Origin of the sequence: Candidatus Palauibacter soopunensis (assembly GCF_947581735.1) — a bacterium.
In the GTDB taxonomy this organism is placed as follows: Bacteria; Gemmatimonadota; Gemmatimonadetes; order Palauibacterales; family Palauibacteraceae; genus Palauibacter; species Palauibacter soopunensis.
This window is the reverse complement of the sequence record NZ_CANPVT010000038.1, coordinates 64,423-86,948: the sequence shown is the minus strand read 5'-3', so window position 1 is coordinate 86,948 and position 22,526 is coordinate 64,423. Positions and strand designations below refer to the sequence as shown.

Sequence of the window (22,526 nt, the reverse complement as noted above, 5' to 3'; positions counted from 1 at the left end):
CTCATCCAGCCCCGTATGGTCGACCATCATGGGCGACGCGCACCACGATGCGGTCGCCGGTGCCCGGCTGCAACGAATCAGGACACCCTCGAGGCCCTAGGCGTCAGGCGAAGCGCGCGGGATCGAAAGGCGCGAGATCGATGTCCGAGCGTCTGTCGAGCACGAGTTGCGCGAGCGCGTGGCCGGTCGCGGGGGCCAGCGTGACGCCGAGCATCTGGTGTCCCGTGGCGACGCACACGTTGGGGAGACCGGGCAGCCAGCCGACGGCGGGGAGGCCGTCCGGCGTCACGGGCCGCATGCCCACCCAGTCGACGCGCTCCGATCCCTCCAGCGCCCCGGGCAGGTAGCGCCGCGCGGCCCGCTCCAGGATCGCTATGCGGCGCCGGTCGAGGCGCAGGTTGATGCCGGAGAACTCCATCGTCCCGATCGTCCGCACCGCACCGCGAAACGGCGTGAAGCCGATTCTCGCCGGCGTCACGTGCAGGGGTTGCGAGAGCCGGACCCGCGAGTTCCTCACGGTGATGCTGTAGCCCTTCCCCGCCTGCACGGGAAGCCGCCGCCCGACGGCCGCCGCAAGGGCAGCCGTCTCGGCCCCCGCGGCGAGCACGAAGGCATCCGCGCCCAGCCTCGCCGGTTCCCCGTTCGCTGCGGCGCCGCTTCCCGCCGTCGACGTGAGCGCCATCCGGACGCGGCCGTCTCCGGGCGCGAAGCCGACCACACGCTCTCCCGTTCTGATTTCGACGCCACGTGCCTCCAGGCTCCCGGCAATCTCGGCGCACAGGGACTCGGGGCGCACATGCGTATCCCCGCGCACCCGCAGGCCGATCAGGCCGCCCCCGAGATCCGGCTCCGCCTCCGCGAGAGCCTCGCGGTCGAGGACGTCCACCGGCCCCACCCGGTCCTCTCCCAGCCGCGCCAGCAACTCCTCGGTCTGTCGGAGTTCGGTCTCATCATCGTAGGCGAGAATCGTCCCGCTCGCGGCGCGCTCGAATGCCATGCCCTCGTTCGCGAGACCGCGGTAGAGCCGGTCCGTCGCGGCGTTCAGCGCCGCGAGGGCGGCCACCCCTGCCCGGTAGCTCTCGGCGTTACAGTGACGGCGGAAGGCCCACAGCCACCCCATGAGCCGGGGCATGGCCGACGGCTTGATGTAGAGGGGGCTGTCGGAGCGGAGCATCCAGCGGAGCGAGGTCAGCGTCAGCCCGGGAGCCGGCAGGGGGCGGGAGATCGACGGACATACCCAACCGCCGTTTCCCTTCGAACACCCGCCGCCGATCTCGTCTCGTTCCACGAGCACGACCTCGGCTCCACGACGCTCGAGATAGTGGGCGACGCACAGTCCGATGACGCCGCCGCCGATGACCGCGACTCTCACGCAAGCGCCGCCGGTTGCCGGGCGTCGGTGGAGCACGTTCGTCGCGGCCGCATATCGATCACGCCCCCGCGACGGTCCATCTCGAAGTCGCAGCACTCCAGGAGCCGCCGCCTCAGCAGCGCGCGCGCCCGCTGGACCCGTGACTTCATGCCCGAGGTGCTGAGTCCGAGCCGGCGCGCCGCCTCGACCTGCGTGAGCCCGCCGAAGGTCGTGAGGATCAGCGCCTCCGAGTACTTCGCCGGCAGCTCCCGAGCAAACGGAAGCAGACACGCTTCCAGGTCCCGCCGCACGGCCTCGTGGCCTTCCGTGTCAGGAGTCCGCTCCCGCCCGCCGGCCTCCCGGCCCGCCCGGGCCAGCGCCCGCGACTCGACCGCCCGGCGCCGATAGTGATCGGTGATGACATTCGTCGCGACGCGATAGGCCCAGGCGAGCGGATCCCGAGCCTCTGCGAGGTCTCCCTGGCGCTCGAGCAGGCGAACGAGGATGTCCCCCGTGACATCATCCGCCCAGGCGGCGTCCACGCGCCCGGCGACGTAGCGCCGCAGGCGGCTCCGAAAGTCGGACCACGCGGGCAGGGCGCGCGCGGCGCCTGATTCATCAGGCACAGCAGACCTCGGTGTGAGCCTCGGTTTCACACCCGCCGTCGGGCATGCACGCTACGGCCGGCGCTTCGTCATCCGGCGCGTCGTCCGTGACGACGTACCACTCCCAGCGGAGACCCTGCGGCTCGTCGGACCAGACCTTCGTCTGGGCCGCGTGACAGCACACCGTCTCCTCCTCCACGGCCGTGAGTATGTCGGCCGCCTCCAGCCTCGCCCCGGCCCTGCGTACCGACGCATCATCGAACACCTCCACGCCCAGGTGATTGATGCGCTCCGACGCGTCAGGGTTCTCAAACAGGACGAGTTTCAGGGGCGGTTCGTCGATCGCGAAGTTCGCGTAGCCGGGACGGCGCTTGTGCGGGGTCGCGCCGAAGAACTTCGCGTAGTAGTCCACCGCTTCGTCGATGTCTCTCACGTTGAGGGCGAGTTGTAGTCGCATGGATCGCTTCTCCCCGGTTTCGTGGCTCGTCGTCGTCCTCCACTTCCTCTTCTCATCCCGTTAGACGAACGAGACGGCGAAAGGACGCATCGAGTCGAAGTCTCGCTTCCCCCCGCCGCCGCCGCCAGCCGGCGTCGCCGGCCGCGCACCGTTGCCCGCACGGACCCCGCCGACCCACGTTCCGTGCCCAGTGCGGACCGCCGCCGTGGCGGTCCTTCGTGTGAATCCGCGACCAGGAAGAAGCATGCGTACGTCCCGAACTTCGTTTGCCCTCGCGTGGCTCGCCGGAACGCTCGTCACTCCGCTGGCGGGGCAGGACCCGGCCGTGGACGCGGCGGTCGACCGCGTGATCGACCGGATCGTCGAGATGCGCCATCAGATCCACCAGTTCCCCGAACTCGGCAACCGCGAGTTCGAGACCGCGGCCATGGTCGCGGCCCACCTGCGTGAACTGGGCTTCGACGAAGTCATCGAGGGGGTCGCCCACACCGGAGTCATCGGGATCCTGAAGGGAGGCCTCCCCGGCGACGTGGTCGCTGTGCGGGCGGACATGGACGCGCTTCCCGTCACGGAGAACACGGGGTATTCCTTCGCCTCCACGGTGCGCACCGAGTACGGCGGACAGGAAGTCGGCGTGTCGCACGCGTGCGGCCACGACGTGCACACCGCCGTGCAACTCGGCGTGGCCTCGGTCCTCGCTTCGATGCGCGACGAAATCCCGGGCACGATCAAGTTCATCTTCCAGCCTGCGGAAGAGGGCCCGCCCCCCGGCGAGGAGGGCGGCGCCGACCTGATGGTGCGGGAAGGCGCGCTGGAGGGCGTCGTTCCGTCTGCCATCTTCGGGCTTCACACCTTCTCCGAGATGGACGTGGGGAAGCTGGGCTACACCCCGGGCCCCGCCTTCGCGGCCGTCGACCACTTCAAGATCCGGATCATCGGCCGGCAGGCGCACGGCGCCCAGCCGCAGACGAGCATCGACCCCGTCGTGATGGCCTCGCAGGCCGTGACCGCCTTCCAGACGATCCGCTCGCGCAACCTCTCTCCGCTCGAGCCCAGCGTCATCACCGTCGGCGTCATGCGGGGCGGCGAGCGCTTCAACATCATCCCGATGGAGATGTGGCTCGAGGGCACGGTCCGGACGTACAACCCCGACGTGCGGGACGCCGTCGAGCGGCGGATGGACGAGATCCTCGACGGCATCACCACCGCCGGCGGCGGCAGCTACGTGCTCGACTACGACCGCGGCACGCCCGCGACGATCAACGACCGCGACCTCACCGCGGAGATGGCGCCGACGCTCGCGAAGATCGTCGGCGGGGAAAACGTCCTCGTGATTGATCCCACGATGGGCGGCGAGGACTTCGCCTACTTCGCGAACGAGGTACCGGGGTTCTACTACCGGCTGGGTTCGGTGAACCCGGAATTGGGCTCGGGGGGCCACCACACGCCGGACTTCCGCGCCGACGACGCCTCGATTTCGATCGGGATGCGCGCGATGTCGAACCTGCTCCTCGACTACCTGAAGTCGCGCCGCCCGTCCACGGACTGACCGTCCGAGCCGCGGGAGGCCGGGAGCGGCGGGCTGCTAGGGTTCGACGAGCACGTCGCGCCACGCGAGGCGCGTCACGAGTTCGAGTTCGACGCCCTCGTCCAGACCCCGCGGCCGCAGGACGACCCGCTCGCCGAGGGGGACGTCGCAGATCGCAAACCTGCCACGCTCGTCCGACACCCCGCCGGCGTATTGGGACTGTTCCGATACGACGGCGGTCCGCGCCGTGCCCTGGAGCCGGCGCACGCGCCACACGACTTCGACCTCGATGTCCGGCACCGGGAGCCCCGTGTCGGCATCGCGCGCGAACCCGACGACGGCGCCCGTACTCCCGTAGGGCGACGAACCGGGACAGACACGCGCGAAGAGAGCTTCGTCGGACGGAGTCCACAGCTCCAGAGGATCGCTGGTCCGATCCTCGACGACCACGCGGGTCTCGTTGATCCGTACCCCCGCGGCCCGGAGTTTCGGATGGTACACGCCCAGCGCGTAGACGCCATCCGGAAGCCCCGCCACCTGGAAGCCTCCCTCCTCGTCCGTGACCGCGCTGAACGGGACGTCGGCGGCCGCCGGCCGGGGCAGGAACGCCGCGGCGTCGTCCCAGTCGCGGACGACGATTTCCGCGCCCGCGAGCGGTCCGCCGCTCACGCTGTCCCGCAGAACACCCGTGACCGCACCCTCGCCGACCTCAAACGAGACGCCGCCCGCGAAGGCGTCCGTCACCGTGCCCCCCGTCTGGCGGTAGGCCACGAGTACGGGGTCCGGACGACCGGACAGACCCGCCCGGAAGCGTGAACTCCGGCTACCGATCGGGAACCGCACCCACCAGTCGCGGACGTAGAACGGGCCGTTCGGCAGGCGGTCGAACGTGAGGTCCGCGCCGATGTGCTGCCGTCGCGCGTTTCGCGGCAACGGGACGTTGCGGTACCGGATCTGAACGCGGCGCAGTTCCGCGCTCTCCTCGTCGAGCCAGAGCGTGCCCTCGACGTCGATCACGCGGCGTCTGTGCCGTGGACGGAACGTGATGCCGAGCATCGGTTCGTCGTCGACTTCGGCGCGTTCCAGGCCGAAACACTGGGTGTCCCGGAACTCCGGCGACAGCAGCACCGTCGCGTCCGGCGCGTAGAAGACGGCGGAGTCCGCGTCCACGAATGCATAGCCCGACGCCACGAGGCGGGATGCCGGCAGACTCCGGAACGGGGGCAGCCGGACATGCCGCCGCGTGCGGCTCTCCACCTCCAGCGTCGTGAGATGACGCGGATCGAGGGTGCGCTGGTATTCACGGAGGGTGAACGTGAGTTCCCCGCGGCCCTCGGCCCACACCGCCGTCTCGAGCGCCTTGCGCGCTTCCTCCCACACCGTGGCGAGTTCGGCCCCCTGGCTCGGGTCGTCCAGGCATGAGCCGGTCACCTCCACTCGCAGGTCGCCGAGCCGCACCGGGCGTGGCAGGATCTCGACAGTGACCGCCAGTCGTTGCCCCGGGGCCAGTTCGTACGACGCCGTGACCCAGTCGGCGTAACCGATCCGTTCCACTCGGATCCGGTAGGTGCCCGGGCCGGGCGCCCGGAGCGAGAACACGCCGTCCGCTGCCGTGAAGTCGGCCTGAACCGCCTCGTCCGAAGCGTCCAGGAGGCTGACGAATCCGCCCGAGATCAACGGGCCGCCGTTCGTCTCCCGCACGGTGCCGCTGATGGTCTGGGCCGCGACGGGCGCCGCGATCCACGACCACCACGCCAGCGCAACGAGCAGATACCTCATGCCGGAAATGTCGCGAGGCGCCGCCACCGGCGCCAACCCGGGCCCCTGGAGGCCCGCGATCAGTCCGTTAGGCGGAGCGCCATCAACCGGTTGGGAGCCTGGATCACGACGTGCTGCCTGCCTTCATGCATGTACGTCATCATCCCGTACCGCGGCTGCGCGGGAAGCTCGACCCGCCCCAGCCGCTCGCCCGTCGCCTTGTCCACGGCGAACAGGTAGGAGGTCCCGTCGCTCCCCTCCCCCGTGTACATGAGCAGGGTGCTCGTGACGATCTGCGCCGCCTGCCGCCCCGTGCCCGTGTTGGGGATGTCCATGCCCTGGAGCGCGTCGTGCTCGAGCACGTTGTTCGGCGTGTCGCCCACCGGAATCCACCACAGGTGCTCGCCCGTGTTCATGTCGATCGCCGTGATTCGGCTGTACGGGGGCTTGAAGAGCGGGAGACCCTGCACCCGGCGGACGCCCGCGAAGCCTCCGACCGCGAACTTCGTGATCGTCGTCCCCGTCTGCGCGGGCTCCCGCGCGTCGCGCTCCTCCCCCGGCACCATGATCCGCGATCCGCACCCCTTCTGAGAGGTCACGTAGAGGATGCCGGTCTCGGGATCCGCCGCCGGCGTCCCGTCGATGTTCGTCCCGCCCACATCTCCCGGACACCACATCGACGCCACCTTGCCGAGGTCGTTGTCCCGGTGCAGCGGCGGCGTGAACAGCGGTCCGATCACGTAGTCATCGAGCGCCTCGATCGCGGCTTCTCGCAGTTCCGGGGTGAAGTCGATCAGGTCGTCGTGCGTCAGCCCCTGCATGTCGTACGGCGCCGGCCGGGTCGGGAACGGCTGCGTCGGCGAGAGCGCTTCGCCCGGCATGAGACCCTCCGGCACCGGCCGCTCCTCGATCGGCCAGATCGGCTCGCCCGTCTCCCGGTTGAACGCGTACGCGAAGGCCTGCTTCGTGACCTGCACGATCGCCGGAATGTCCTCACCATCCACCGTCACATCCATCAGCACGGGGATCTGCGGCGTGTCGTAGTTCCATATGTCGTGGTGCACGAGCTGATAGTGCCAAACCCGTTCTCCCGTCCGCACATCGAGCGCGATCAGGCTCGTCGAGAACAGGTTGTCGCCCGGCCGGAACCCACCCCAGAAATCCATCGTGGCTCCGTTAGTCGGGACGTAGACGATCCCGCGCTCCTCGTCCGCCGAAAGCGGCGCCCACGACGAGATGTCGCCCGTCCACTCCCAGGCGTCGTTCTCCCACGTCTCGTGACCGAACTCGCCGGGTCCCGGGAGGACGTTGAACTTCCACATGAAGTCGCCCGTACGGGCGTCGTAGCCGAGGATGTCGCCGGGCACGTTCTCGCGCCGCGACTGGTTATAGCCCTGCTCCGCCGAGTTCCCCACGACGATCACGCCGTTGACGACGATCGGAGGCGACGAACTCGTGATGTAGCCGGTCTCGAGCGGGATGCCGTGGTACGGATCGAATTCGTGCCCGAGCCCCGCGAGCAGGTCGACGACCCCCGACTCCGGGAAGCCCGGGACGCCGGTCGGCCCGCCGAAGCCCGACACATGCTCGCCCGTGTCGGCCCACAGCGCGTGCAGGAAGAAGGCGGGACTCACCATGTAGACGACCGCGCGGCCGTCGATCTCCCCGTACGCGACGCCCTTCCCGTGGTTCTTCCGCATCGAGTACTCCCAGCGGAAGGTCTCGGGCTCGACGTACTCCCAGACCTTCTCCCCGGTGCCCGCGTCGATCGCATAGGTATGCCGCTTCTCGCCCGCCACGGAGATCAGCATCCCGTCCACGTAGATCGGCGTGGCGCGCGCGTTCACCGCCGGGTAGTCCGAACCGTCCCAGACCCAGGCGACCTCGAGGTCTTCGAAGTTCTGCGGGCCGATCTGGTCGAGGGACGAGTAGCGCTGGCCCATATCGTTGCCGGCGATGTTCTTCCACTCGGCGCTGCCGGACGCGCTACCGCCGCTTTCCGCGCAGCCGGCGACGGCAATGCCGAGCGCGAGCAGGACGGGGACGCGGCGGAACGTGGACGGCGGCGCAGGGGATGTTGAGCGCACTCTGCTCATCGAGACCTCTCCATGGGGGCGAGACAGTCGAGGCGGCCGCGCATGGGCGGCGGGATACGGGTCGTGAACCTGAACCGCACCCGATCCGGCGGTCAAGCGAGCAAAGACAACCCCTCCCCGGAAATCGCTCCGGGGAGGGGTTTACGGACTGCTGCGAATCGTGGAACCGGTTTAGTGCACGTGCGCGTGCACCGGTGCCGTCACGAAGTCCGCGTGTCCCGACCCGACCGTGCCGTGCATCAGGCTGAAGGTGACCTCGGTCTCGCCCTCCGCCACTCCGTGCAGGTGTCCCCCGAACTCCCCGGGACGGTCCTGCTCGAACTCGGCGATGGACTCGTCCTCGACCATCACTTCCAGGTAGAAATCGGCGTCCAGCGGAACCGCCTGCTGGTCGTGGTCCACGAACACGACGGCGATGTGGGACGTCTCCTCGCCGGCCTCCACCTCGAGTTCTCCCGTCCACCGTCCGGACTCCCCATCGTAGGACGCGATGGTCTGGCCGCTCAGCGACAGAACCACGCCTTCGACTTCTCCGGCGTGATCTTCGTGATCGTCTTCGGGTTCAGTGGTGCTGTCGCCGCAGGCGGAAAGAACCAGGAGTCCCGCGGTCAGCAGTGCGATTGGCAGTTTCGGCTGAAAATGTCTCATCGTTCTTCACCTCGTTGTGTGATGTTCCGGTCGCTCCCGTCACGAAGCACCTCCGTGCGCTGCTCGGGATGCCTCGGCACTAGAAGACGACCCGGTATGCCACGCTGACGGATCTGCCCGCTTCGGGCATGATCTCCTTCACGCGTGACAGGTGGTTTCTGTACACCGTGTTACCAAGGTTCTCCGCCCGCAGGGTGATCACGTTCAGCCGCCCCATGAACGTAATTCGTACTCCGGCGGAGAGATCGAAAACCGCATACCCATCGGTGGGGGCCTCGAACGAGCCTGTTCGATCCTGGCGAGCCGCAACCCGCGTTTCGGCTTCGACGAACCAGTTGCGAGGCGCGTAGCCGATGGCGAAGCGCGCCTGCAGCGGCGGGATCAGCGGAAGCGGTTCGTCCGTCGCTTCGATCCTGCCCTGGACGTATGAAGCCACCGCCTCGACGGTCAGATCCCCGACCGGCGCCCACTCGAGCGCGCTCTCGAATCCCGTGAGCACCGCGTCCTCTCCCTGGAACTGGTAGATCGGCAGCCGGACGCGGCTCAGCTCTCCCGTTTCGAGCGGGAAGACGTAGTCCGAGATGGCGTTGTGGAACCACGTCACCTCGCCGTTCAGCCGGTCTCCCGCAAGACGCACGAACAGGTCGATCCCCGTCCCGCGCTCCGTCTCGAGCGACGGGTTCCCGACCTCGAACGCGTAGGCTGCCAGGTGAGGACCTTCCGAGAACAGTTCGTTGACGCTCGGGGTGCGGAAGGCCCGGGCGACGGTGGCGCCCACCGTGAAGCTCTGTGTGACCCGTGCCAAGGCCCCCAGGGATCCCGATGCCGCGCCGAACGACCTTTCGCGGATGTGGCCGATGTCGGATGAGGGGTCCTCCCGGTCGGGCCGTGCGCGCACCCAATCGTAGCGGAGGCCCGCTTCCACCCGTATCGGATTCAGATCGATCTCCTCCAGCGCGAATAGCGCGAAGGAGGTCTGGGTGGAGTTCGGCGTGAACAGCGCGCCTCCGAACCCGAAGTCTTCCCACGACGCCCGCGTCCCCATCGCCCCTGAGGAAAAAGGCCCCCAGCCGCCATGGCGGCCGAGGATCTCGCCGCTCACCGTCTGGCGCTCGTACAGCGTGCCCAGGATGTCGGGGGGCTCGATCTCCTTATGCTCGTACCAGGTGTGCCCCGCGTCGATCTCGACGGTCTCGAAGGCCCCCTCGGGCCGGAGCACGCTGCGCAGCCTGGTCGCGCTGCGCTGCATCTCGACCCGAACCCCGGCCTCGTGACCTCCGACGAATCCTCCCGGGATGCCGTAGTCGTTGCCGTAGTAGCGGAACGTGGCGCCGGCATGGCCCCAGTTGTCCACCCACGAAGCTCCGCCGGAAACCTCCCGAATATCCGTGTTGGTATTCTGCAGGAGCCCGACCGGGGTCTTCAGGTCGCCGCTGCTCCGACGCGAGAGCTCCAGCCGGACGGGAATGTGGTCCGTCAAGGCATGCGTGAGATTCAGACTTCCGCCCACCGCGTTGCTGACGCTCTGTCCCTGAAGCGTTAGAGCGCCCGTCAGCGCCCCCGTCAGATGGTGCGGCACCGATGGGGGAACGTCGTCGCGGACGACGTTGATGACACCCCCGAGTGCGTTGCTTCCGTAGAGAATCGCACCCGGTCCGCGGATGACTTCGACGCGGCGCGCCGACGACGCGTCGAGCGCCGTGGCGTGGTCGGGACCGCTCGCGAACTCGTCGCCGACCCGTTCCCCGTCCTCGAGCATCAGGATGCGGTCTCCGCTGAGCCCCCGGATCACCGGATGCGCGGAGCCCGGCCCCATGCTGCTCACGGCCAGTCCCGGCTCGGAGGAGAGCGTTTCCGCCAGGGTTCCGGCCAGGCGACGCTGCAGGTCCTCCCCCGCGAACACGCTGGTCGGGCGCAACACCTCGTTCGCCGCGCGCGCCACGACCGATCCGGTGACCACGAGATCCGGCAGTGAGATGGGGTTGGCTTCCAGCTCCACAAACACGATCTCTCCCTTCGACGCATCCACTTCCAGCGAGACCGTGCGGTAACCCAGGCGTTCGACGCGCATCGAGTAAATGCGCAGGCCCGGCACGGGAAGGTGGAACGTGCCGTCGCCGTGCGAGACCGCCCGGGCACCCGACTCGGGGATGGAGACCAGGGCGCCGGCGAGAGGCGCGTTGGAGTCGGCATCGCGCACAACGCCCTCGATCTCATCCGCGTGCTCCACCTGCGCGGACGAGCCGATGGCTCCAACAGCCATTGCCAAGACGGCCGTGATGAGACCGGCCAGACGCCTTATCACCATGGACAGCCTTCTTCGAGACGCGCCGGTGACCGCTTCTGATTGGACGCGCGGTGCGTCTCGCTGAAATGCTCAGCGGATAACGTGTGTGTCGGGAGGCTTGCGATCCGCCTCCCACGGGCGATCGGGGAGGCTTCCGGGACGACGTGCCCGGGAGCGGGTCAGGCTCGGGGAGGGGCCCTGGGACCGCTCCCGCCGGGCGGAATCGGGCGGCGTTGCCAGACGTTCGCGGTCCTGGTGTCGGGGCTGGTTGCGAATACCAGCGGCAGATCGGTCAGAATCAGAGGAGGGAACCCCAGCGACACCGTGCGGGACAACTGGCACAGCAGGTGGCTGTGGCCGGGGTCGCAGTGCTCACTGTGCTCCCCTTCGACGTGCGCGACGTTGTTCGGTGCTCGGGCTTCGAGCACCGCATCCACAGCCGGCAACACGGCGAACGCCAAGGCCTGAAAGAGGACGATGGCTAGAACGCCGAACCGGCGAGGATCCCGCGGCTGTCGAGGAGAAATCCGCTTCACAGCTATGCCGCCAGAGTATGCCGGGTGCCGCCACAGGGCACTCCGGACCAGTGAATTAAGTCTGCGTTCGGGGGCATAACGAGTCAAGGTAGCGGCGTGGCAGCCGTTTCCGCCCAGGCGCCTTTGCCACGCTTGACTAAACGGATCACCTTTTGAAGGTGTATCCGGGGGAAAGTGGTGGACGCGCAGTCGTCCGACCTCGGATCGGCTCCGAAAACTTAATCGGAATCAGGACGAAATCTGATGGGCAGATGGATGCGAAACCGGGCCGTCGTCTTAGCGATCGCCGTGGTGGCGACGGCGGGCGTCTTCGTCTGCGCCCACCTCTCGCTCAAGGAGTCATCTCCGAAGGGGGATGAGACGGTGGCGATCAGCCCCCCGACGGTCACGCTGTGGTTCACGGAGGCCCCGCAGATGGCCGGGACGTCCGTCCGTCTCCTGCCGAAGGGGGGCGAACCCCTCGACCTCGAGCCGGCGACCGCGAAGGAGGACGACCCGAGTGTCGTCGTGCTCGACGTGAGTGAGACGCTCGCGGACGGCGACTACGAAGTCATGTGGCGGGCAATGGCGCGGGACGGCCACACGATCCGGGGCGACTTCGGCTTCAAGGTACAAACCGCCCGCTGAATCCCGGCCTCCGTGCTATCCCGGCCGCGGCGCGAGCGCCGTGGTCTGTTACAGTTCGGAGAGCGCCTCAGCGTTGAAGCCGACCAGGAGCGTGGTCCCCGACAGTACGATCGGCGCGCGGAATTTACCCGTGGGCCCCCTCAGCGCGTCGAGTTCGGCCTCCTTGGGATCCAGGTCGCGTCGACTCCTCCCCCTGGCCACGACCACCCGCTCGACGGTCGCCAGGAGCGCTCGCACGTCGTCATCCGTCAGCGGCGCCTTCGTGGCGGATCGTTCCTCCGCGATGGTCGCGCCGGTCTCGTCGAACACCGCACGGGTGCGTTTGCAACTCGTTCAGCCCGGGCGCTGGTAGAAGAGCGTAACCTCGGTCATCTCGATCTCCTCGGTTCGAAGGGGCGGGCGGGCTCAGTCCGCGGCGGGGGCGGCCAGGTATCGCTCCCGGAGTACGTCCCGGTGGTGAAGCTCGTGGCCGGCGATGATATGGATGAGCGCCCGGACCGTACACTCGGCGCCGCTCGCGACCCCTCGGCGCGAGAGCGTCTCGTCGTCGAGCGAGGCGAAGAAGGCCGCGTTCGCGGCGCGCAGCGCCCGGAATTCGTGCAGCAGCTCCCGGATGGGACGGCCGGCCGCGTTGGAGGCCGTAGCCCATTCCTCCTGATCCATCCCCGGCAGTTCCGCCGAATCCGCGCGGGCGATGTGGAGCGCGCGGTAGGAGAAGAGCCGCTCGGCATCGATCACGTGACCCAGGACTTCGCGGCACGTCCACTTCCCGGGTTCGTAGGCGAAGTTCTCGCGCTCGGCCGGGAGGTCCCCGAGAAGCGCGTCGAGGGCATCGGGCGCTTCGCCGAGGACGTCGACGAGCGACCGGTCGTCCGGCACGCGGTCGATGTAGGTGGAGTAGTAGTCGCCGTGCTCGTCGGGTCCGGGTCGTTTCATGGCGGGCAAACTATCGACCTCGCCGTCACGGCGACATCTTGTCCGCATGATCGACGAAAGAGTTTCGGGCTCCGCGTGGCGCATCCTCGCTGTGAGCGCAAGCGTGCTGGCCGGAACGGCGGCGACCGCGCTGGCGCAGGAACCGCCGGCGGCGTGCGTCGCGCCGGGCTCCTCGCTGCGCCTCGACCACGTACCGGTCGCCGTCGGTGATCTCGAGGCCCTGTCGCAGCGGCTCACCAGCGAGTTCGGCTTCCACGTCCAGGATGGGCGACGCGACACAAACGGCTTGGAGACGGCAGAGATCGGGTTCGGCGACGGGACCCGGCTCGAACTCAGGACCGTCAGCGGCTCGGGTGACCCGGACGCCGACACCACCGAGGTGCGGCGCTATGCGGATCTGATCGTCGATGGCGGGGGCGGGGCCTACCTGGCTCTCTCCGGGAGCGACGGGACCCGCCGGGATGAGCTCTTCGCCGTTGCCCGGGACGTCGAACCCGATCTCGCGGCCGCCGGTTCCGGCGCGGAGCGAAGGGCGGCCTTCCCTCCGGACCATCCGCTGCATGCGGTGTTCTTCGTCGACCCCGAGCCGGGTGCCCGGGAGCCGCCGGACATGTCCGGGGCGCTCGAACAACACCCGAACGGGGCCCGGGGGTTGCAGGCCGTCTGGGTCATGGTGGAAGACCCGGAGCGCCTCACGCGGTTCCTGCTCGCCTTCGGGGCCCGCGATTGCGGCCCGTCGCGCCACCCCGAGCACCTGTATGGCCGCGCCGTCGGCCTCCGCGGCGGGACCGTGTACGTCGTCGACGCACGCCTGTGGATGGCCGACCCCGGCTCGGCACCGGTGGTGTCGCTGACCGTTCGCGGCGGACCCGAGTCCGTCGCCGACAACATCGTGCTCGGAAACGCCGGCGGACTCTGGATCGAACTGCGCCCTTCCGAGGAGAACGGATGACGGTCCACACCCTCGACGCTCGGACTTCCATCGTCGATCTGAAGTTCCGGGGCTTCGATCTTGCGATCGGGACCGGCGTTCTCGAGACCGGGGACGGGATCGCGCTCGTCGACCCCGGGCCCACGACCTGTCTCGCGGCGCTGGAGGCCGGGCTCGGGGAGGCCGGGTTCGGCCTCGCGGACGTGCGCGCCGTCCTGCTCACGCACATCCACCTCGACCACGCCACGGCGGCCGGGACGATCGTGAGCCGAGTGCCGGAAGCGCGGGTCTACGTTCACCCCGTGGGGGCGATCCACATGATCCGGCCCGAGCGTCTCCTCGCCTCCGCCGGCCGCATCTACGGCGATCTGATGGAGACGCTTTGGGGAGAGTTCCTCCCCGTGCCCGCGGAGTCGGTCACCGAAGTGGACGAGGGAGACACCGTTCAACTCGGCGATCGCACGCTGTGCGTCGCCTATACGCCCGGCCATGCGAAACACCACGTCGCCTATTTCGAGGAAGACGGGGGGACGGCGTGGGTGGGCGATGCGGGCGGCATCCGCATCCCGCCGGGAGGCGTGATCCCGGTCACCCCGGTACCCGACATCGACGTCGAAGCGTGGAACGCGAGCATGGAGCGGGTCATGGAGTGGGATCCCGGCCGCATCATCCCGACGCACTTCGGGGCGGTCGAGGATCCGGCCGCCCATTTCGCGGAACTCCGCGACGAACTCGCGCGCTGGGCCCGCACCGTGCGCGAGTCGCTGGGGAACGAGGACCCGGCGGACCCGAACACGTCGGCCGACCCGGCACGGGCCCGGACCTTCGCGGCGTGGGTGGAGGAAGACCTGCGCGGGCGCATGCCGGCGGAGCCGGTGGACACCTACGTCAACGCGTTCGGCGCGGGCGACTCCTGGTGGGGCCTCGCCCGCTACTGGCGCAAGCGAGCCGCGGCCACATGAAGCTGAAGCCGCATGCGGCGGGGTTCGCGAGCCTCCTCGTCCCGGGTCTCGGCCAACTCCTGCAGGGCCGGGTGCGCGCGACGGGCGTGTCGCTGGCCAACGCCGCCATGGCCGCCTACACGGGAACCCACTGGCTCGCGGACGGCGAGCCGCTCGACTTCATGTGCTTCATCGTCAGCGCGGCCGTCCACGTATTCCAGGCACTAGAAGCCGTGGAGCACGGAAGGCGGTAACTGTCCTTCCAGGGTCCAGTCAGCTGGCGGCGGGGCGCACCACGATGGTGATTTCCTCGTCGGCGAACAGGCCGCCGTCATCGGCGCGGCCGCGGAGGATGTAGGTGCCGGGCCGAAGGAAGGTCGCGGTCACGGTCCACCGGTCGTCTTCCGGGAGGTCCGGGGGGCGCCAGAGCGGCGCCCACGGCGAATTCGCGCCCGTGCGCGTGTCCTCCCACACCTTCACCTGCGGCGGGTCGAACCTCACCTCCCCTTCGCCGCGATAGACGAACCACGACATGAAGAGGCCGTTCACCTTCTGCACCGTCACCCGCGACGGGGGCCGGAGCTGGCGGCCGCTGAAGCTGGGGTGGGCGTTCGCGATCGAATCGACCCGCGCGGAGTCCTCCGCGGTCTCCGGCGGATCGGGCGGCCCCTGGCGGAACGCCCGCAGCAGGCCGTCGTCCTCCACGATGACGCTCACCGTCACCGGCTGGCCGACGATCGCCTCGCGCGTGCGGTCGCCCTCGAGCGTGATCTCCGGCGGCTCGTTGGCCCGCATCTCGGCATTGCTCGAACCCGCGCCGAGCGCTCCGGTCTCGGACATGATCACCGTGTTGTCCACGATGTAGTCGGGGCGCAGCGACGCGTAGGCGTGTTCGGTGACCCCGTGGCTCGTGAGCGTCCACACGAGTTCCCGGTCGCCCCAGTCGGCGGGGACGCGAACCTTGAACACGAAGCGGTTGCGGCGCGGGAGGAAGTGGGTCGGCTGCCCCCGGTCGGCGGGTCCCGGCGAGAACATGTTGTCCTCGCCGACGGGGACGTCGATCTCCTCGAGCCAGTTCCGGTTCATATACCCGAACAGGAAGTTGAACGAGCCGTCTTCGTTCTGTTCCCAGCCTTCGAACGCGGGGGCCACGTTCTGGCCCCGCGCATAGGTCTGGGCGTCAGAGCCGGCGGGGAACGCGGCGGCGGCGAGGATCAGCGCCAGAAGCGGCACGGCCGGCGCCCCGGGCCGCGCGACCCGGGGCATGGAACCCGGTTCGGTCACGACGATCTTTACCGGTGCTCGCCGGGGTCGCGGCCGTCCCCGGATCCCGTCTCGCCGTCAGCGGAAGACTCCGCCTCGGTGGCGGCATCGGGCTGTGCCCACTCGGCGTCCGTGAAGTAGCTCATGTCCCCGTTCGCGGGGATGACCATGCACAGCGGGCAGCCGACGACATGGTCGTTGGGTCCGAGCGCGAGCCGGTGCCGGCGCATCGCCATCTCTTCCACGAACTGCTCATCCGTCATCTCCACGCGCATGCCGAGGTCGATGAACATGTTCGCGACCGAGCGGTTCCCGGAGCCCTGCCAGTTGCGCGTGTCGGGAACGTTCCGATTCGCTTCGGAGGTGTCCATGTAGCCGATGATGTGGAGGACCGTCCCCTTCGGGAGGAGCGGCTGGTGATCCTGCGCGTAGGTGTAGCCGCGCACCCAGTTGTGGTCGTAGCCGACGCAGTTCAGCGTCTCGACGTTGAACCCCCAGATCGCCTCGAGGCACATGCGCATGCCGGGCGCGTGCAGGTGCGGCTCGAAGGTCACGAGCTTCGTGTGCTGGTTCAGCACCTTGTAGGCGTGCAGTTCCTGCCCCGCGACGCCCGGCCGGATGTCGATGTCGCTTCCGTTGCCGAGCCCGAGGATCGTCCGCCTGTATTTGGGCTCGTAGTCCTCAGGATGGAACCGGAAGCCGATCTCAAGGTGGGCGCGCGTGTCGCGGCCGTTGGAATGGAGGTGGACGGAGTTCGAGACCACCGAGGAGCCCGCCCTGAGCAGACGGCCCGCGTCGTTGTCGAAGAGGTCGGGTTCGCGGCCGACCTCGTGCACCGGCCAGCCCGTGTCCGTGGAGGCGCGCCGCGAACCCGGGCCCGTCTCCTGGCCCTCGAGCACGCGGGTGCTCCAGATCATGTGGTGGACGACGAAGCGGCCGCCGACCGTGTGGCGCCCGCCGTGTTCCCCGTCCCTGCGCTGGGGCACGTCGTTCACCTCGCGGATCTCGACGGACTTCACGTAGCGGTCCTCGGTGAGACCCGTGGGCACGCTCTCGATGTCCCCCCACCAGTCCGGAGCGTCGCCCTTCACCAGCACCTCGGGGAGTTTGACGATCAGGTCCGGCTCGCCCGCGGCCCATACCACGTCGTCGTCGAACTCCAGCTGGGGCGGGAGATCCGCCGGGTCGCCCTCGGGCGTGCCGGCGCGCCGCCAGGCGTCGAGCGCCTCGATCTCCCACTCGTCCAGCGACATGTCGTCCTTGAAGTGCTGGATGCCGATGTCCTTCTCGACGTACCACGGGGGCATGGCGCCGGCCCGGTCCCGAATCTGGGTTCGGCGGGCGATCATACTCGCGTACGGCTGGACGTCCTCATACGTGACAAGCGGCATCGGGGCGACGCCGTTGTCGCGGTGACAGCGAACGCAGGCCCGCTGCAGGATCGGCGCGATGTCGCGGCTGAACGTCACGTCGGCCGCCTCGACACCCGGCGCATCCGTCGCGGCGTGACGCGCCGTCGCGGCGGGGCCACCGTTCTGCGCCGCCATTCCGCCGGCGGAGAACAACATGAGGACGGGCAGGACGGAAGATCTCCGGACGAGAGACAAGATCCGCTTCGTATGCGGCATCACATGGCTCCTTACAAGAGGGAGTCGTCCCGGAAAGTCTACGCGGATCGTATCCGCCGGGTCAAAACCTCGGCCGTCAGCCGCCAAGGTCGGTGATTCTCAGGTTGCGCCAGCGGACCTTGATGCCGCCGCCGTCGTGGATCTGGAGCGCGACGGAGCCCTCGGCGGCGCCGATCCGGTCATCCTCGAAGTCGACCATCTTCGTGCCGTTCAACCACGTCGCTACGCGGTCGCCGTCGGCGCGGATACGCATCGTGTTCCAGTCACCCATGCGGAGCGCGGCGTCGAGTTCCGCGTCGGGCTGCACGAGCCAGCCGCGGCCGTACGACTCGTAGATGCCGCCGGTGAACAGGCCCGGGGGCGCGACCTCGGCCTGCCAGCCGCTCACCGTCGTCCCTTCCACGCTGGAGCGCAGGAAGACGCCGCTGTTCCCGTCCGCCTCCTGCTTGAACTCGACGGTGAGGTCGAAGTCGCGGTAGGTCGCTTCAGTGACCAGATAGCCGTACTCCGCGTCGGGGCCGCTTTCGCACACGATTTCCCCGCCTCCTTCTCCCTCTTCCACGTACCAGAGTTCGGTCCCGTGCACGCGCCAGCCGTCGAGGTTCTCGCCGTTGAAGAGAGAGACGGGTTCGAGGGGACGGATCCGGATGTTGCGGTACCAGACGTTGCGCCCGTGGTCCTGGAGGCCGATCGGCCCGGACTCGGCGCGGCCGTAGCGGGGATAGGGAGCGAACTTGCTCGCGGCGACGAGCGCCTCCCATGCCGGGGACCCCAACTCGTACTCGACCGTCTTCGTCCCGTTAAGCCAGTGTTCCACGCGGTTGTTCTGGATGCGGATGCGGCCCTCGTTCCACTCGCCGGGACCGCGGAGCGTTTTCTCGCCCGAGGCGTGGAGGTCGTAGTTGTCCCCGGTCAGGTGCGTGTGCATGTCCATCGTGCCCATCTCGATGTACGCCGGGTCGTCGAGCACCTGGTATTCGGGCGCGTTGTACCAGATCGCGGCGCCCTCCTCTTCGATCACGCGATAGAGCACGCCGCTGTTCGCAACCTCCGAGAGCATGAATTCGAACCGGAGGTCGAAGTCGGAGAAGGATTCGGTCGTGACGATGTCGCCGCCGATCGCCACGTCGGGGTCGGTCGCCGTCGCGCCCACGACGAGGGCGCCGTCGATCACCGCCCAGCCCGTGCCCGGAAAGGTCTCGAGGTTGTAGCCGCGCCAGCCGGCCGTCGTCTCGCCGTCGAAGAGGAGGCGCCAGCCGGCTTCGCGTTCGGCGTCCGTGAGCGTGTTCGGGGGAACTTCCCCGGCCGCGTCGGCGGCGGGCTCGGGAGCCTCCGTGCAAGCTGCCCCCAGAACCATGGCCAGGGTTCCGACAAGGGCCCGGACGGAACGCGGGCTGAGACTGGGCACCGTCATCCGGTGGCGTCGCGGGGCGGGCATCAGACGAGCCTCATGGCGTCGGGATCCCAGTGCACGATGCGGTCCTCGAAGTAGGAGAGGTTGCAGGCCAGCGCGGGGGCGGCCGCGCGCAGCCCGAAGGTCGCGTCCTCCCGAACGGGCGGCCCGCCGCGGATCGCTTCGAACCAGTTGAAGAAGTGGTCGACGTGGGCGCCGCGATACCCGCGCTCCACCTCGTACCGGACCTCGGCCGGGGGAAGCATCCGGACCCGCGGCGGGAGCCCGTCCGCCGACGCCGCGGCCTCGGCCATCTTCTCCTGCGAGAAGGCGTCCATCGGATCGACGGCGACGTTCTTGCGGAGGATGACCTCGGTCCACGTGACGTCCATCGCTCCCTCGCTCCCCACGAGGCGAAGGAAGGTGCTGCCCGAGGTGCCGTCCACGAAGTTCACGCGCAGCGAGAGGTTGAATCCCGGGTGCGTCTCCGTCTCGGGATAATCGAACACGCCCAGGAGCACGTCCGGCACCTCGCGGCCGTCCTTCCAGTAGCGGAGCCCGCCTGCGGCCTGGATCCGGGTCGGGCCGCGCGAACTCACGACGAAGTGGAGACTGGAGAAGAGGTGGACGAAGAGGTCGCCCGCCACGCCCGTCCCGTAGTCGCGGTAGTTGCGCCAGCGAAAGATCCGCAGCGGGTCGTACGGCCGCTCCGGCGCCGGTCCGAGGAAACCCTTCCAGTCGACCGTCGCCTCGGAGGCGCCGGCCGGGATCGGGTACTGCCACGCGCCGATCGGGTCGTTGCGCGCCCAGAAGCCCTCGGCGTAGTTGAGTTCGCCGATGGCCCCCTCCTCGTAGAGTTCCTTCGCCTTCTCGTTGCCGAGCGAACTCATCCCCTGGCTCCCCACCTGGAAGACGGACCCGGACTCCTGCTCGGCCGCGATCAGGTCGTGCCCCTCCTCGATCCGGTGCACCATCGGCTTCTCGCAGTAGACCGCCTTGCCGGCGCGCAGGGCGTCGACGGAGATCGGCTGGTGCCAGTGGTCGGGGGTGCCGACGATGACCGCTTGGACATCATCGCGGGCGAGGATTTCCCGGTAGTCGCGGGTCGTGACGATGTCCCCGTGCCGCTCGCGCGCGGCTTCGAGTCGGCCGTCGAATACGTCGCAGGCGGCGACCAGCTTCACCCCCGGGATGCGGAGCGCGGTCGCGACGTCCGCCATGCCCATCCCGCCGGCGCCGATCACGGCCAGGCCGAGGTCGTCGGACGGCGCCGCACGACGGTTAGCGGGCTCTCGCGTGAGCGTGCGGCGGGCGGCGGGTGCGCTCGAAAGGCCGGAATCGGCTCCGGCCAGCAGCGAGGGCGCGCCTGCGGCAAGCACGGAACCGGCGGCCACGGACTTGACGAAGCTCCGGCGATCGCGGTCGGGGGGCCGCCGGGAACCCGGTCCTCTCTTTTCTTCGCTCATGTCGGATACACATTCATCCCATGGTTTCGAGGGCGAGGTTCGCCCGGGGCTGGCTCGAAAACGTAAGGTTGTGCCGATGAAGTCAGCAAAAGGAGGGACAAGCGTGCGAACGGGTCGGGCTCGATGGATGATGGCGGCCACCGTTGTGCCGCTCACCGCGGGGGTCGCGGGCGTCGCTTCCGTCCCGGCCACGTCCGGGGACCCGGTCCTCGTCGTCGTCGAGACGGAGATGGGCGCTTTCGAACTCGAAGTGGACGTCGACCGCGCGCCCGTCACCGCGGCCAACTTCCTCCGCTACGTGGACGGCGGGTTCTACGACGGCGGCACCTTCTTCCGGACCGTGCACGCGGACAACCAGCCCAACGACTCCATCCGGATCGCCGTCGTCCAAGGCGGACGGAACCCGGACACGGAGGCCGAGACTTTCCCACCCATCGCGCTGGAACGCACCTCGGAGACCGGGCTCCTGCACGAGGACGGGACGGTCTCGATGGCGCGCGGCGGCCCTGACACCGCCACGCAGAGCTTCTTCATCTGCATCGGCGACCAGCCGTCACTCGACTTCGGCGGCATGCGAAACCCCGACGGCCAGGGCTTCGCCGCCTTCGGGCGCGTCGTGGCCGGCATGGACGTAGTGCTGGCGATCCACCGGGCACCCTACGACGCGCAACAACTCACCCCGCCCATCAGGATCACGAGGGCATACCGCAAGTAGCGAGCGCGGTCAGTTGTCGAGCCTGGCGCCGGTGAGCTGAGCGATCGCGGCGAGCGTCGTCTGCGCGGCGTTGAGGCCGAGCCGGAAGTCGTCGTCCGTGTACGTCGTCCACACGTCCGTGGGCTGGTGCCAGTTCGGGTCCCACCCGGCGCCCACCTGCGCGCCCCGCTCGTTCTCGCGCAGGCTGATCGCCGGCACGATGTCCATGAACGGGGTCGAGTCCGTGTTCGTCATGTGGGGGCCGACCGCGGCCGGGTAGTCCGTCGCGTAGTTCTCGTTCGCGGCCTTGAAGAGGAAGGCGAGCTTCATCGAGTCGTCCGCCCGCTCCGAGTTGGACTGGAACTCGATGTTCACGTCCGCTTCGGGCCGCTGGTCCCGGCTCACCAGGCCGTCGGGGCCCGGCGCGCCGTGGTCCCAGAGCATCATGTCGTGCTGCACCATCCCCAGCCAGCGCGGTTCGGGGTACCGGCCGGAGCCCGGCGGATCCTCGATCCCCTGCAGGTCGTGGCGCTGCGCGACGTAGGCTCGCGCCCCGTTGAGGCCCGTCTCCTCGTTGTTCCAGAGAACGAAACGGATCGAACGCTCGGTCTGCACGTCGGGGGCGCTGAAGATGCGGGCGAGTTCCATGACGAGGGCGGTGCCGGAGCCGTCGTCGTTCACCGCCTCGTTCACGCCGTGGCCGTCCATGTGGGCGCCGAGGATGTACATCTCGTCGGCGTTCGTCGTCCCGACCTTCGTGCAGTAGACCTGGGACCGCTCGCCGTCGACCGGCTCCTCGCGGTTGAGTTCGCGGATGCGCTCGTCGGGCTGGGCCATGAGGTCGCGGTTCACGCCCGTGCGTCCGCGGTAGCCGAAGATCGTGCTCCCGCCCGAACCGGGGCCGCGCCGTCCCACGCGTCCGCCCGTGGCCGTGGTGAGGTCTCCGTCGTTCGGCGCGGGACGGCGGCGGGCGGTGCCACCGCGGGGCGGCGTTCGCCGGGGCGCCGCGTCGGGCGGGCGCGGGGGCGGGAAGGTGTAGAAGACGCGCTCCGTGTTCGTGCAGCCGAACGCCTGCAACTGCGCCTCGATCCAGTCGACGGCATCCCGGTTGCGCTGCGTTCCCTGACGCCGGTCGCCGAACTGCGTCAGGCCCTTGAGCGTCGTCTTGTAGTCGTCGAGCGTCAGCCGGGCGACGAGGGTCGCGACCGGATCCTCCGCTTCGCCGGCGGATTCCTGCGCGTGGAGCGCGGGTGCGACGACTCCGAGGGAGAGGGCGACGGCCGCCACGGCGAATGAGCGTGTACGCATGAAGCACCTTCCGGGAACGAGGGGACAGCCCGTGTCGCGCACCGTAGGTTCGTGCCCAGGGGAACCGCAACCA

At 69.0% G+C, this 22,526-nt stretch carries 20 protein-coding genes; 6 read left to right on the top strand and 14 right to left on the bottom strand.

The features are described 5' to 3' along the window. Window positions 1-103 precede the first annotated feature (103 nt). From RN901_RS10615 to RN901_RS10605, 3 genes are read right to left on the bottom strand one after another with little or no spacing between them, the layout of a single operon-like run. Window positions 104-1,468, bottom strand: a complete 1,365-nt coding sequence (locus RN901_RS10615; protein ID WP_345782381.1) for an FAD-dependent oxidoreductase — start codon at window positions 1,466-1,468, stop codon at window positions 104-106. Further along, window positions 1,369-1,977: a sigma-70 family RNA polymerase sigma factor gene (locus RN901_RS10610; protein WP_310758254.1), complete on the bottom strand. Its 609-nt coding sequence runs from the start codon at window positions 1,975-1,977 to the stop codon at window positions 1,369-1,371. Before RN901_RS10610 ends, RN901_RS10615 begins: the two co-directional genes overlap by 100 nt. Next, window positions 1,970-2,413: an ArsI/CadI family heavy metal resistance metalloenzyme gene (locus tag RN901_RS10605; protein ID WP_310758253.1), complete on the bottom strand. Its 444-nt coding sequence runs from the start codon at window positions 2,411-2,413 to the stop codon at window positions 1,970-1,972. Before RN901_RS10605 ends, RN901_RS10610 begins: the two co-directional genes overlap by 8 nt. Window positions 2,414-2,657: 244 nt before the next feature. On the opposite strand from RN901_RS10605, the gene RN901_RS10600 reads away from it, so the two are divergent. Next, window positions 2,658-3,962 (top strand): amidohydrolase, encoded by a 1,305-nt coding sequence (locus RN901_RS10600; protein ID WP_310758252.1) that lies wholly within the window; start codon window positions 2,658-2,660, stop codon window positions 3,960-3,962. Between the two features lie 36 nt (window positions 3,963-3,998). Here the strand turns inward: RN901_RS10600 and RN901_RS10595 are convergent, their stop codons facing one another. The 4 genes from RN901_RS10595 to RN901_RS10580 all read right to left on the bottom strand — a co-directional run bounded on the left by RN901_RS10595 (window position 3,999) and on the right by RN901_RS10580 (window position 10,751). Then, complete coding sequence (locus RN901_RS10595) at window positions 3,999-5,720, bottom strand: carboxypeptidase-like regulatory domain-containing protein (RefSeq protein ID WP_310758251.1); 1,722 nt, start codon at window positions 5,718-5,720, stop codon at window positions 3,999-4,001. Between the two features lie 59 nt (window positions 5,721-5,779). Further along, entirely contained in the window at window positions 5,780-7,795 is a 2,016-nt protein-coding gene (locus tag RN901_RS10590) for a hypothetical protein (protein WP_310758250.1), read from the bottom strand. Between the two features lie 171 nt (window positions 7,796-7,966). Continuing rightward, on the bottom strand, window positions 7,967-8,443 hold the full coding sequence (locus RN901_RS10585; RefSeq protein ID WP_310758249.1) for a hypothetical protein: 477 nt from the start codon (window positions 8,441-8,443) through the stop codon (window positions 7,967-7,969). Window positions 8,444-8,522: 79 nt separating this feature from the next. After that, the gene (locus RN901_RS10580; RefSeq protein WP_310758248.1) at window positions 8,523-10,751 is read right to left on the bottom strand and encodes a TonB-dependent receptor; all 2,229 of its coding nucleotides are present in this window, start codon (window positions 10,749-10,751) and stop codon (window positions 8,523-8,525) included. Window positions 10,752-11,509: 758 nt separating this feature from the next. On the opposite strand from RN901_RS10580, the gene RN901_RS10575 reads away from it, so the two are divergent. Continuing rightward, on the top strand, window positions 11,510-11,893 hold the full coding sequence (locus tag RN901_RS10575) for a copper resistance protein CopC (RefSeq protein ID WP_310758247.1): 384 nt from the start codon (window positions 11,510-11,512) through the stop codon (window positions 11,891-11,893). A 48-nt stretch (window positions 11,894-11,941) separates the two neighbouring features. On the opposite strand, the gene RN901_RS10570 is transcribed toward RN901_RS10575, so the two are convergent. Next, a complete protein-coding gene (locus tag RN901_RS10570; RefSeq protein WP_310758246.1) occupies window positions 11,942-12,202 on the bottom strand; it encodes a hypothetical protein in 261 nt (86 codons plus the stop codon). A 96-nt stretch (window positions 12,203-12,298) separates the two neighbouring features. After that, window positions 12,299-12,829, bottom strand: coding sequence for a DinB family protein (locus tag RN901_RS10565; protein ID WP_310758245.1), 531 nt, complete (start codon window positions 12,827-12,829; stop codon window positions 12,299-12,301). Window positions 12,830-12,875: 46 nt separating this feature from the next. Between RN901_RS10565 and RN901_RS10560 the strand changes: the two genes are divergently transcribed. The 3 genes from RN901_RS10560 to RN901_RS10550 are packed head-to-tail and all read left to right on the top strand — an operon-like array spanning window position 12,876 to window position 14,955. Next, window positions 12,876-13,781, top strand: a complete 906-nt coding sequence (locus RN901_RS10560) for a VOC family protein (protein WP_310758244.1) — start codon at window positions 12,876-12,878, stop codon at window positions 13,779-13,781. Next, entirely contained in the window at window positions 13,778-14,722 is a 945-nt protein-coding gene (locus RN901_RS10555) for an MBL fold metallo-hydrolase (RefSeq protein WP_310758243.1), read from the top strand. The genes RN901_RS10560 and RN901_RS10555 overlap by 4 nt, the downstream gene beginning before the upstream one ends. Continuing rightward, window positions 14,719-14,955 carry a hypothetical protein gene (locus tag RN901_RS10550; RefSeq protein ID WP_310758242.1) on the top strand — a complete coding sequence of 79 codons (237 nt, stop codon included), beginning with the start codon at window positions 14,719-14,721 and terminating at the stop codon, window positions 14,953-14,955. Before RN901_RS10555 ends, RN901_RS10550 begins: the two co-directional genes overlap by 4 nt. A 19-nt stretch (window positions 14,956-14,974) precedes the next feature. Here RN901_RS10550 and RN901_RS10545 read toward each other — a convergent pair whose 3' ends face one another. From RN901_RS10545 to RN901_RS10530, 4 genes are all read right to left on the bottom strand, one after another. Next, on the bottom strand, window positions 14,975-15,985 hold the full coding sequence (locus RN901_RS10545) for a hypothetical protein (RefSeq protein ID WP_310758241.1): 1,011 nt from the start codon (window positions 15,983-15,985) through the stop codon (window positions 14,975-14,977). An 8-nt stretch (window positions 15,986-15,993) separates the two neighbouring features. After that, window positions 15,994-17,592, bottom strand: a complete 1,599-nt coding sequence (locus RN901_RS10540; protein ID WP_310758240.1) for a hypothetical protein — start codon at window positions 17,590-17,592, stop codon at window positions 15,994-15,996. A 76-nt stretch (window positions 17,593-17,668) separates the two neighbouring features. Beyond that, window positions 17,669-18,949: a DUF1080 domain-containing protein gene (locus RN901_RS10535; protein WP_310758239.1), complete on the bottom strand. Its 1,281-nt coding sequence runs from the start codon at window positions 18,947-18,949 to the stop codon at window positions 17,669-17,671. An 80-nt stretch (window positions 18,950-19,029) separates the two neighbouring features. Beyond that, on the bottom strand, window positions 19,030-20,451 hold the full coding sequence (locus RN901_RS10530) for a Gfo/Idh/MocA family oxidoreductase (protein ID WP_310758238.1): 1,422 nt from the start codon (window positions 20,449-20,451) through the stop codon (window positions 19,030-19,032). A gap of 130 nt (window positions 20,452-20,581) precedes the next feature. Here RN901_RS10530 and RN901_RS10525 point away from each other — a divergent pair, with 130 nt between their 5' ends. Then, window positions 20,582-21,166, top strand: a complete 585-nt coding sequence (locus RN901_RS10525; RefSeq protein ID WP_310758237.1) for a peptidylprolyl isomerase — start codon at window positions 20,582-20,584, stop codon at window positions 21,164-21,166. A 9-nt stretch (window positions 21,167-21,175) separates the two neighbouring features. On the opposite strand, the gene RN901_RS10520 is transcribed toward RN901_RS10525, so the two are convergent. Further along, complete coding sequence (locus tag RN901_RS10520; RefSeq protein ID WP_310758236.1) at window positions 21,176-22,453, bottom strand: M28 family peptidase; 1,278 nt, start codon at window positions 22,451-22,453, stop codon at window positions 21,176-21,178. Between the last annotated feature and the right edge of the window lie 73 nt (window positions 22,454-22,526).

Excerpts from the sequence above, each read along its gene's own strand:
- RN901_RS10530 (WP_310758238.1), bottom strand. The coding sequence starts at position 20,451 with ATGAGCGAAGAAAAGAGAGGACCGGGTTCCCGGCGGCCCCCCGACCGC.
- RN901_RS10525 (WP_310758237.1), top strand. The coding sequence starts at position 20,582 with ATGGCGGCCACCGTTGTGCCGCTCACCGCGGGGGTCGCGGGCGTCGCT.
- RN901_RS10590 (WP_310758250.1), bottom strand. The coding sequence starts at position 7,795 with ATGAGCAGAGTGCGCTCAACATCCCCTGCGCCGCCGTCCACGTTCCGC.
- RN901_RS10535 (WP_310758239.1), bottom strand. The coding sequence starts at position 18,949 with ATGGTTCTGGGGGCAGCTTGCACGGAGGCTCCCGAGCCCGCCGCCGAC.
- RN901_RS10580 (WP_310758248.1), bottom strand. The coding sequence starts at position 10,751 with ATGGTGATAAGGCGTCTGGCCGGTCTCATCACGGCCGTCTTGGCAATG.
- RN901_RS10565 (WP_310758245.1), bottom strand. The coding sequence starts at position 12,829 with ATGAAACGACCCGGACCCGACGAGCACGGCGACTACTACTCCACCTAC.
- RN901_RS10555 (WP_310758243.1), top strand. The coding sequence starts at position 13,778 with ATGACGGTCCACACCCTCGACGCTCGGACTTCCATCGTCGATCTGAAG.
- RN901_RS10560 (WP_310758244.1), top strand. The coding sequence starts at position 12,876 with ATGATCGACGAAAGAGTTTCGGGCTCCGCGTGGCGCATCCTCGCTGTG.
- RN901_RS10540 (WP_310758240.1), bottom strand. The coding sequence starts at position 17,592 with ATGCCGCATACGAAGCGGATCTTGTCTCTCGTCCGGAGATCTTCCGTC.
- RN901_RS10585 (WP_310758249.1), bottom strand. The coding sequence starts at position 8,443 with ATGAGACATTTTCAGCCGAAACTGCCAATCGCACTGCTGACCGCGGGA.
- RN901_RS10600 (WP_310758252.1), top strand. The coding sequence starts at position 2,658 with ATGCGTACGTCCCGAACTTCGTTTGCCCTCGCGTGGCTCGCCGGAACG.
- RN901_RS10520 (WP_310758236.1), bottom strand. The coding sequence starts at position 22,453 with ATGCGTACACGCTCATTCGCCGTGGCGGCCGTCGCCCTCTCCCTCGGA.
- RN901_RS10595 (WP_310758251.1), bottom strand. The coding sequence starts at position 5,720 with ATGAGGTATCTGCTCGTTGCGCTGGCGTGGTGGTCGTGGATCGCGGCG.
- RN901_RS10575 (WP_310758247.1), top strand. The coding sequence starts at position 11,510 with ATGGGCAGATGGATGCGAAACCGGGCCGTCGTCTTAGCGATCGCCGTG.
- RN901_RS10605 (WP_310758253.1), bottom strand. The coding sequence starts at position 2,413 with ATGCGACTACAACTCGCCCTCAACGTGAGAGACATCGACGAAGCGGTG.
- RN901_RS10550 (WP_310758242.1), top strand. The coding sequence starts at position 14,719 with ATGAAGCTGAAGCCGCATGCGGCGGGGTTCGCGAGCCTCCTCGTCCCG.